Raw genomic sequence first — 9,218 nt, 5'->3', positions numbered from 1 at the left:
CTGATTGCCGTCTGCAACAAGCTCCTCAAACAAGCCTTTGCCATCGTCAAATCGGGCGTGCCCTACCAAGCTGATTTCAGCTCAAAACTTGCGCCCACCGCTTGACTTTTAACATAGTTCATGTTAAAATAGGCGGTCATGCTGAGCTTGTCGAAGCATCTCTACTGCGCAACTAACTCTAAACGTTGAGATTACTCTCGTGGTAGAGATGCTTCGACAAGCTCAGCATGACGTTCTTTAGTATCAAACTAATTAGCAACGGGTACTTAGTGGAAACGTGCAGAAAATTGCCGGCCATTTACCGTTCTTTAGTTCAACTCTCAACATTCAATACTTCCCCGCCGCCCAGCAGGAAATCTTCCAGCTGCCGGGCTCTGGCCGTTTCGTAGGCCAGGGTAGCCTGCAGGCGCACCAACCGCTGGCGCATGGCCAGGATAACGTCGAGGGCTTCCGGGGCGAGGCCCAATTCATGGTGCAGCCGAATCAGCCGGGGCAGCTCATCGGGCTCGTCGACGAACACGGTTTCGGGGGTGGGAGCGGCCCGGAGCAGGCCCGCCTGCAGAAACTCGTGCAGCACCGCGGGCTCCAGGCCGTAGCGGGTCGAGCATTCCTGAAAAGTGAGGGTGAGGATGTGCGCTTCCATAACAAACGAGACAACGGGTTAAGCTTCGGGACGCAGGTCGGCCAGCTGCTGAATCAGGATTTTTTCCTGGTCGGTGAGGTGCTGAGGCAGGGTCAGGGTCAGGCGCAGGTAGAGGTCGCCGAATTCACCAGCCTTTTTGTACACGGGAAAGCCCTTGCCCCGTAGGCGCAGACGGGTGCCGTTGGGGGTTTCGGGCTTGAGCTTGATTTTAACGGGGCCGCTGAGCGTTTCCACCGTTTGTTCGCCGCCCAGCAGGGCTTTGTAGACGGACACGGGCACGTCCTGGGTCAGGTCGTGGCCGGTGCGGGCGTAGCGGGCATCGGGCCGCAGCCGAAACGTGATGAGCAGCGAGCCATTGGGGCCGCCCTGCCGGCCGGGGCCGCCCTGGTCGCGCAGCCGAATGGTCTGGCCATCGGCCACGCCGGGCTGGATGGTGAGGCGCAGGTTGCGGCCGTGCACCGTGATGGTGCGCGGGCCACCGTGGTAGGCTTCGTCCAGGCTCAGCTCCAGCTCGGCCTGGTAGTCGGGGCCGGCACCGGGGCGGGTGCCCCCGCCGGCGCGGCCGCCGCCCATGTTGCCAAACAGGGAGCCGAAGAAATCGGAAAAGTCTTCGCCCTCACCAAAGGGGTTGCCGCCCCCGCCCTGGCCCTGGCCCTGGGTATACTGGCTCCAGTCGAAGCCGCCGGGCTGGGCCCCGCGGCCGGCCCCGCCCGGCTGCTGCTGGTAGCGCTGCCAGTCGGACCCAAACTGGTCGTATTTCTTCCGCTTTTCGGGGTCGCTGAGCACCTCGTTGGCTTCGTTTAGCTCTTTGAATTTTTGCTCGGCACCTTTGTCGTTCGGGTTCACGTCGGGGTGATGCTGGCGGGCCAGCTTACGGTACGCTTTTTTGATTTGCTCAGGAGTGGCCGTTTTTTCGATGCCCAGCGCTTTGTAGTAGTCTTTGTAATCCATTGGGGGGTCTTGGGATGAAAATCGGGGCGGGTGAGGGAGCGACGAAGTAAGCCGGTGGCGGGCACACCACCGCGCCTGCGCGCGCTACCGGCTTACTCCTGCTTTTACGCGAATAAAGCATAGCCGGATAGCGGCGGCAGTACCCGCCGGCCAGGCGCAGCTTTTTTTCCTCTGCCGAAAGCGACCAGGCATTTTACCAGGGTTTAATCTATCTATAGGTATAACGCTTAGCAACATTGCCGTAATATTGGCAGCATAGTTGCCTTAGCATCTGGCAGCCGAAGAGGTCGGGATAAATCCAAAGCAGCTTGTCGAGCATCTCTTTCAACACCTAAATCCTGGCCTCTATTTTGCACTTGAACCGAATGCGCAATCCTTTCGCAGGTAAATAAAGGCGTATATTGCATCAATAACGCATTTAAGGCTGTTTTTTATTTATTCTATTTTGAATTTTTTCATGAATCATAAATTCTTCTTCAGCTTTATTCTGGTGGGCACGCTGCTGAGCGGAGCCAGTGCCCACGCCCAGGCCGCCCGCCCTGGCCGCGTAGCCCCCAAGCCCCGCGTGGTAGCCACTGGCGTAGGCCTGAAGGACGGATTGACCATGCAAAAAGGCCGGGTAGTGCTCACCGAAATGGGCATTACCAACCCGCTCACGGCTGACAAAAAACTACTCAATGGCACGATTATCACCCTGGCCGGCATAGTGACGGCCCCCGATGGTGCCACCGCCCAAATGGGCGAGGGTGATTTAGTGTCGCTCACGGGCCGGGTTACTTCCCGCGCCGCTATCGTGGAAGCCGACAGCCTGGCCAAAATCCAGCTCTTCGACGCCCTGCACCCCGGCAAGCGCAAGAAAATGGAAGCTGAGCGCGACCGCAAGGCCAAAGTCAAAGCCAAGCTGGCCGAAGACAAAGCCAAAGCCAAAGAGAAGGCTGCCAAAAAGAAAAAATAGGCCGCTCCCAGGCCCGCCCGAAGCCGCCGCCCTACCCAGGGCGGCGGCTTTTGTTTTTGGAAAAAGAAGACGTACCCAGCGCTGGCACACCCTATCTTCGGGCCACTACGTATCCCGCCCCATGCTCTTTTATACCGTAATGAAACCGCTGGTGCAGGTAGCCCTGCGGGTCTTTTTCCGCCGCATCGAAGTGCGCCACCGCGAGCGCCTGGCCCTGCCGGGCCCGCTGCTGCTGGCCGGCAACCACCCCAACACCCTCATGGACCCGCTGCTGGTGGCCATCAACCGGCGGCAGCCGGTAGCCTTTCTGGCCAAAAGCACGTTTTTTAAGAACCCCGTATCGCGGGCCATCCTGCAGTCGGGAAATTCTATTCCCATCTACCGCCGCCAGGATGCCGATACCGGCCCGGCCACCCCCGCGCAGCTGGCCGCCCAGAATGAGGCCACCTTTGGCCGCTGCTACGACTACCTGGGCCAGGGTGGCACCCTCATGATTTTCCCCGAAGGCACCAGCATAAGCGAGCGCCGCCTGCGGCCCCTCAAAACCGGGGCGGCCCGCATTGCCCTGGGGGCCGAGGCGCGCTACCACTTCAAGCTGGGGCTGAAAGTGGTGCCCATTGCCATCAATTACTTCGACCCCTCGCGCTTTCGCTCCGATGTGCTGCTGAACGTGGCCCCGCCCATTGTGGTGGCCGACTACGCCGAAGCGTATGCGAACGACCCCGAAGCCGCCGCCGACCAGCTCACCGAGGCCATTCGCGAAGCGCTGGAGCGCCGGCTGGTCATCACCCGCGACGCGGCCCAGGACGACTTCGTGCAGCAGATTGAGCGCACCTTCGGCGACCACCTCAACCCCGACGATGACCCCGAAAGCCTCATCGACAATTTCCAGCTCAGCCAAACCCTGCTGCAGGCCCTGGCCTGGTTTGAACAGCAAGCACCCGAGCGCCTGGAAACCATGCGCGCCCAGTTTCATATCTACCTCGACTGCCTGCGGAAATACCGCCTCACCGACAGCGCCCTTGATGAGCAGCGGCGCGGTACCGTGGCGGGCCTGCTCAACCTGCTGTTGGGGGCACCCGTGTGGCTCTACGGCGGGCTGAACAACTATTTGCCCTACATCATCCCGTCGATGATAGCCGGGCGGGCCACCAAAGACGTGGAATTTGTCGCGCCCATTATGCTGGTGGTGGGCATGCTCACGTTTCCGCTGGCCTATGCGCTGCAGGCAGCGGCCGTGCAGCACTGGCTAACGCACAACTGGGCCCTGACCGCCCTTTACGTGCTGAGCCTGCCCATCAGCGGATTTTACGCGTTGGGCTATTGGAACACCCTGGCGGCCCGGATGGAGCGGCTACGCGCCCTGCGCCTGTTTCGGCGCACCCCGGCCGTGGGCCAGGATTTGCTGCGGCAGCGGGCCGCGCTGGTGGCGCAGCTGGAAGCGGCGCGGGTTGCCTATCTGGCGCATCGCTAAACAAGGCAAAATTCTCACCCAGAGTAGTTTGTCTCAGCTAAGCAGCGCGCCGGCCAACAGGGCCAGGCCGATAATCACCACGCCCGGCACCTTTTCCCAGAGCAGCAGCAGGAACGTGGTGCCCACCAGCAGCGGGTTCAGGGGCAGCGTGTCGATGGGGCCGAGGTGAAACGGCAGGGCCAGCAGGCGGTCGGGCAAGGGGTGGTAGAGCAGGAAGGTGGCCGCGCACACCAGCCCCGCACTCACCGCGTTGATGCCCTCCAGCGAGGCCTGCACCACGCGGTACTGCCGCAGCCGGTCCCAGAATCGGATAACGAAGAATATCAGCAGCGTGCCCGGCAAAAAGATGCCCACCGTGCCCACCAGCGCCCCCACTACCTGCATGCCCGTGCCACCGGCCGGGCGCATGGCCAGCGCCCCAATGTAGGCGGCAAACGAAAAATTGGGCCCCGGCAGGGCCTGCACCAGCCCCAGCCCCGACAGAAATTCCGGCCCCGTGAGGTAGTGCTTGAACTCCACGAACTCGGCATACAGCAGCGGAGCCAGCACCTGCCCGCCCCCAAATACCAGCGAGCCGTTGCGGTAAAAATTCTCGAACAGCCGCACCGGCAGCAGGCGCGTGTAGTGCCCCAGCACGGCCGCCCCCACCAGAATACCCAGCCAGAGCACAAAGTTGGCCCACTCCACGCGCAGGGGCTTTTTTTCCTGCACGATGGTGTGCTTGCGGTACCGCACCGTGGTCACGGCCCCGCCGGCCAGCAGCAGCAGCGGCAGCATCCAGGGCAGCTGGAAGAAGTAGGCCAGCATGGCGGCGGCCACCATCAGCCCCACCGCCGTTTTGGTATGAATAACTTTTTCGGCGATGCGGTAGGCCGAAAACGCCACGAAGCCCACCGCCACGGGCTGCACAAATTGCACCAGCGCCGCTACGCGGGCAGGGTCGAGGTGGCTGAGCGTGAGCCCGGCCAGGGTCATCAGGGCCGCGGCCGGCGCTACCCACACCAGCAGGGTGAGGTAGGCCAGATTCGGCCCGCCCAGCCGAAAGCCGATGACGGTGATGGTCTGGGTGGAGGTAGGGCCCGGCAGCAGCGCACACAGCGCCTGCAGCTCCAGCAGCTCGGCCGCGCTGATGTAGCGGCGCTTATCAACCAGCAGCCGGAAAAACATGGCCAGATGCGCCTGCGGGCCGCCAAAGGCCGTGAGGGCCAGCACGGCCACGTCCTTCAAAAAAATAATGCCCCGCACCCGCCGCGTCCGCTTGCCCGAGCGCCGGGGGGGCGGCGCGAGGGAAACGGGTGCCGCGGGGTGCGGGGCGTTAGTTGTGGGCGTGGGAACGGTCATGCAGGAAAATAAAGAACGTCATGCTGAGCTTACTGAAGCATCTCTACCACGAGAGTAAATCATTTACTTGTGCGGTAGAGATGCTTCGGCAAGCTCAGCATGACGTTCTATCATTTGACTTTACCTCACCGGCTTACTTCTTCTTCAACCCCAGCTCAATCAGGCGCTCGTTCAGGAACTCACCGGCCGTGATATCGGCCTCTTTCTTGGGGTTTTCCGGCGTCACGCAGTGCTCCAGCGCGGCCAGGCTCATTTCGGAGCGCGGGTGCATGAAGAACGGAATGCTGAAGCGCGAGGTGTTCATTTTTTCGCGGGCGGGATTCACCACGCGGTGAATAGTGCTTTTCAGCACGCCGTTGGTGAGGCGCTGGAGCATGTCGCCCACGTTCACCACAATCTGGTCGGGCAGGGCCGTGATGGCAATCCACTTGCCATCGCGGCGCTTCACCTGCAGGCCATCGGCGCTGGCCCCCATCAGCAGGGTAATCAGGTTAATATCCCCGTGTTCGGCGGCGCGCACGGCATCGGCGGGCACGGCATTGGGGTCTTCAATGGGGAAGTAGTGAATAGGCCGCAGAATGCTGTTGCCGTGCTTCACCTTGTCGTCGAAATAATTTTCGGGCAATTCCAGGTACAGGGCAATGGCGCGCAGTACGTCCTGACCGGCGCTTTCCAGCGTGCGGTACGCCGTGAACGTGCTTTTCTGGAAGCCGGGCACTTCTTCGGGCCAGATGTTGGCGGGATACTCCTTTTTAATAGGGTCTTCGGTCTCCACTTCCTGGCCCACGTGGTAGAATTCCTTCAGGTCGCCGGTGTTGCGGCCCTTGGCGTGCTCCTTGCCCTTGCTGATGTAGCCGCGCTGGCCGGCCAGCTCCGGGTTCTCGTAGCGCTGCTTAGCGGCGTCGGGCAGCTGGAAAAAAGCCTGCACATCGGCGTATAGCTGTTTGGTCTGCTCGTCGTTGAGGCCGTGGTTTTTCAGGGCCACAAAGCCGATGCTTTGGTAAGCCTCGCCGAGCTGCTGCACGAAGCGGGCTTTGCGCTCGGAGTCGCCCGAACGGAAGTCCGCGAGGTCGAGCGAGGGAATCTGGTCAAGAAGTTGGTCCTGCATGGAAAAAATAGGTTTACTTTGAGGCCGTATAGCGGCCTTTGGTGGGCAACGATGCAAGTTAAGCAAAACCCCGCACCGGGGGCAAGCCGTAAGTGTCATTGCCTACGGCTCAAATGCTGAGAACAACTACTACCAACCCTTTTGAGTTTTTTCCATGAAACGTCCCTTCTGGCTGCTGTGCAGCACGACCCTTACCCTGGCTTTGCTGGCCAGCTGCGAATCGAGCAAACCGGCAACCGACGTTAGCGCTTCGGCGGGTAGCACCAGCCCCGCCGCCGCCCGCACGGCGGCCAGTGGCGAGAGCATGGAATCGAACGGCATCCGCCTGACTCCGCTCAGCGACTCGCCCAAATACCCGGAGGCTCAGATGCAGCTCCGGGCACCCATCGCCGGTGCCACGCTGCAAAGCGGTGAAGTTGCTTTTGACTACCAAATCACCAACTTCCAGCTCACCAAAATGAGCGGCGGGCCCAACATGACCCAAATGGCCAACTCAATGAAGGGCCAGCACATCCACAACATCGTGGACAATGAGCCTTACTCGGCCCACTACGAAACCCGTTTCTCGAAGGCCATTCCCGACGGCCAGCACGTGGTGCTATCGTTCCTGTCGCGCTCGTACCATGAGAGCCTCAAGCACCGCGGGGCCTACGACCTGCGCATCATCAACGTGGGCAGCGCCACCCCGGCTCCGGCCACCCCAATGGCGGATTTGAAGGCCCCGCACCTGTTCTATAGCCGCCCCAAGGATACCTACGCCGGGGCCGATGCCAAGCGCATCATGCTCGACTTTTACCTCGTGAACACGACTCTGGAACCCGGCGGCAACCGGGTGCGGGCCACCATCAACGGCATCGAATTCATGATTGACCGGTGGTTGCCTTACCAGATGGAAGGCCTGCCCGCCGGCGAAAACACGGTGAAGCTGGAACTGGTCGACAGCAGCGGCACCATGATTCCCGGCCCGTACAACTCGGTTACGCGCACGTTCACGGTAGCCCCGTAATTCCGGTTTCCCACGGCAAACTCAGCACGTCATGCTGAGCTTGCCGAAGCAACTCTACCGCACCGCTAAAGCTAATTAGTATTGCGGTAGAGATGCTTCGGCAAGCTCAGCATGACGTTCTTTTTTTAGGTTATTTGCCTGCCTTTCGCTACTGCTCTAGCCCTATCCTGCTTGCTATGCCCCTTGCCCCGCCCGGCTCTGCCGCTACTCCGGTTCCGCTGCTCACCCGCGAGCAGGTGCTGCGTGCCCTGCGGCAAATAGCGCGGGAGGGCCACTCCCTGCCGCCCAGCACCGTGTATGAGTTGGTGTACCGGGGCCGCCGCTACCCGCCCCGCGCCGTGGCCGAGCTGGCCTACCGCCTGGCCACCGGCAACCCCAGCGCCCACTGGCCCCGCCCCGCCGGCGGCCCCACCAACGCCCTGCTCGAAGCCCTCGACTTCACCATCAGTACCAAGCGGCCCGTGCTGACCTCCGGCGCGGCCCACGATGGCGACGAAACCGCCCGGCAGCAGGCCGAGGACCTGTACACCGGGCTGGCGAGTGCGTCTGCGGTAGCTCACGCGGCTGAACCAGCCCCTGCCGCTTACACCGCTCTCCCCTATTCGCGTGCCGATGCCTTAGCCGAGCTCTTTATATCAGAAACAGCGCTGGATGCCGCCCTGGCCGGCCTGGCCCGCCGCCGCAACCTGCTGCTGCAAGGCCCACCGGGCACGGGCAAAACGTTTCTGGCGCGCCGCCTAGCGTGGCTGCTGCTGGGGGCCCGGGATGAAAGCCGCATCGAATTGGTGCAATTTCATCCCAGCTATGGCTATGAGGATTTTATGCTCGGTTTCCGGCCCGCGGCCGATGGACGGTTTCAGCTGGTGCCCGGCGTGCTGCCGCTGCTGTGCCAGCGCGCCGCCGCCGACCCCGACCAGCCTTATTTTCTGCTCATCGATGAAGTGAACCGGGGCAACGTGCCGCGCATATTTGGCGAGCTGCTGCTCCTGCTCGAAGCCGACAAGCGCGGCCCCGCCCACGCCCTGCGCCTGCCCTACGCGCCCGCCGGGGCCCCACGCTTCTTCGTGCCCGACAACCTGTGCGTCATTGGCACCCTTAACCTGGCCGACCGTTCCCTCAGCCCACTCGACTACGCCCTGCGCCGCCGCTTCGCCTTTGTAAGTCTCGGGCCGCAGTTTGGGCCGCCCCTCCGGCAATTTCTGACGGCCCGGCAAGTGCCCGCCGCCCTTGTGGAGCAGCTGTGCACCCGCATGGCTGCCCTCAACCAAACCATTGCCGACGACCCGGAGCTAGGCCCTGATTTCGCCATTGGCCACAGCTACTTCTGCCAGCCGCCTACGCAACCACAACAAGCCGCCGCCTGGCTACAGCTTATTCTGGAACAGGAAATAGGCCCGCTGCTGGCCGACTACTGGCGCGAGCAGCCCGCCACGGCCGCCGCCCAACTGCGCAAGCTGCTGGCATAGCGGGCTGTCTCAGGCAGCGCCCCCAGAATTTGTGCCTCAACCCGAGTTTACGAAACTCATCGCCTTGTGTAGTTTCGTAAACTTTGATTGATAGACGAGTTTCTTAAACCCGGCACTAGCGATGGAAAGCGTTTCCAGACGCTCGCGCAACTTTCAAGCTGTCCAAATCAGTGGTTCACTGAAAGGAGCATTTGCATAGCGCTCGGGCAGTGGTCTAAAGCATGGTGATTGTAGGAACGCGCTATGGCGCGTTCACTCCTCGAACAACTGAGGC

The 9,218-nt window shown here is 61.8% G+C and carries 8 protein-coding genes; 4 read left to right on the top strand and 4 right to left on the bottom strand.

Annotated elements, in window-relative coordinates; genetic code table 11:
* Nucleotides 1-313: 313 nt before the first annotated feature.
* On the bottom strand, nt 314-643 hold the full coding sequence (locus tag ABD819_RS16095; RefSeq protein ID WP_345125891.1) for a chaperone modulator CbpM: 330 nt from the start codon (nt 641-643) through the stop codon (nt 314-316).
* Nucleotides 644-661: 18 nt separating this feature from the next.
* Nucleotides 662-1,594 carry a DnaJ C-terminal domain-containing protein gene (locus tag ABD819_RS16090; RefSeq protein ID WP_345125889.1) on the bottom strand — a complete coding sequence of 311 codons (933 nt, stop codon included), beginning with the start codon at nt 1,592-1,594 and terminating at the stop codon, nt 662-664.
* A 457-nt stretch (nt 1,595-2,051) separates the two neighbouring features.
* Here ABD819_RS16090 and ABD819_RS16085 point away from each other — a divergent pair, with 457 nt between their 5' ends.
* Both ABD819_RS16085 and ABD819_RS16080 read left to right on the top strand, forming a co-directional pair.
* On the top strand, nt 2,052-2,549 hold the full coding sequence (locus ABD819_RS16085; protein ID WP_345125887.1) for a DUF6799 domain-containing protein: 498 nt from the start codon (nt 2,052-2,054) through the stop codon (nt 2,547-2,549).
* A 121-nt stretch (nt 2,550-2,670) separates the two neighbouring features.
* Nucleotides 2,671-4,023 carry a lysophospholipid acyltransferase family protein gene (locus tag ABD819_RS16080; RefSeq protein WP_345125886.1) on the top strand — a complete coding sequence of 451 codons (1,353 nt, stop codon included), beginning with the start codon at nt 2,671-2,673 and terminating at the stop codon, nt 4,021-4,023.
* Between the two features lie 33 nt (nt 4,024-4,056).
* Here the strand turns inward: ABD819_RS16080 and chrA are convergent, their stop codons facing one another.
* Both chrA and ABD819_RS16070 read right to left on the bottom strand, forming a co-directional pair.
* Nucleotides 4,057-5,364 (bottom strand): chromate efflux transporter, encoded by a 1,308-nt coding sequence (gene chrA / locus ABD819_RS16075; protein ID WP_345125884.1) that lies wholly within the window; start codon nt 5,362-5,364, stop codon nt 4,057-4,059.
* A gap of 133 nt (nt 5,365-5,497) precedes the next feature.
* Nucleotides 5,498-6,472, bottom strand: coding sequence for an isopenicillin N synthase family dioxygenase (locus ABD819_RS16070; RefSeq protein ID WP_345125882.1), 975 nt, complete (start codon nt 6,470-6,472; stop codon nt 5,498-5,500).
* A 154-nt stretch (nt 6,473-6,626) separates the two neighbouring features.
* Here ABD819_RS16070 and ABD819_RS16065 point away from each other — a divergent pair, with 154 nt between their 5' ends.
* Together ABD819_RS16065 and ABD819_RS16060 are read left to right on the top strand one after the other, a co-directional pair.
* A complete protein-coding gene (locus ABD819_RS16065) occupies nt 6,627-7,478 on the top strand; it encodes a hypothetical protein (RefSeq protein WP_345125880.1) in 852 nt (283 codons plus the stop codon).
* A gap of 176 nt (nt 7,479-7,654) precedes the next feature.
* Entirely contained in the window at nt 7,655-8,944 is a 1,290-nt protein-coding gene (locus tag ABD819_RS16060) for an AAA family ATPase (protein ID WP_345125878.1), read from the top strand.
* Nucleotides 8,945-9,218: the final 274 nt, after the last annotated feature.

Source organism: Hymenobacter antarcticus, assembly GCF_039539545.1.
GTDB classification, from domain to species: domain Bacteria; phylum Bacteroidota; class Bacteroidia; order Cytophagales; family Hymenobacteraceae; genus Hymenobacter; species Hymenobacter antarcticus.
Note: the sequence above shows the minus strand (reverse complement) of the source record. Positions and strands in the feature narration are given on the sequence as shown.

Bases quoted from the DNA above. Each gene is read 5' to 3' on its own strand.
- ABD819_RS16095 (WP_345125891.1), bottom strand. From the start codon at position 643: ATGGAAGCGCACATCCTCACCCTCACTTTTCAGGAATGCTCGACCCGC.
- ABD819_RS16090 (WP_345125889.1), bottom strand. From the start codon at position 1,594: ATGGATTACAAAGACTACTACAAAGCGCTGGGCATCGAAAAAACGGCC.
- ABD819_RS16085 (WP_345125887.1), top strand. From the start codon at position 2,052: ATGAATCATAAATTCTTCTTCAGCTTTATTCTGGTGGGCACGCTGCTG.
- ABD819_RS16080 (WP_345125886.1), top strand. From the start codon at position 2,671: ATGCTCTTTTATACCGTAATGAAACCGCTGGTGCAGGTAGCCCTGCGG.
- chrA (WP_345125884.1), bottom strand. From the start codon at position 5,364: ATGACCGTTCCCACGCCCACAACTAACGCCCCGCACCCCGCGGCACCC.
- ABD819_RS16070 (WP_345125882.1), bottom strand. From the start codon at position 6,472: ATGCAGGACCAACTTCTTGACCAGATTCCCTCGCTCGACCTCGCGGAC.
- ABD819_RS16065 (WP_345125880.1), top strand. From the start codon at position 6,627: ATGAAACGTCCCTTCTGGCTGCTGTGCAGCACGACCCTTACCCTGGCT.
- ABD819_RS16060 (WP_345125878.1), top strand. From the start codon at position 7,655: ATGCCCCTTGCCCCGCCCGGCTCTGCCGCTACTCCGGTTCCGCTGCTC.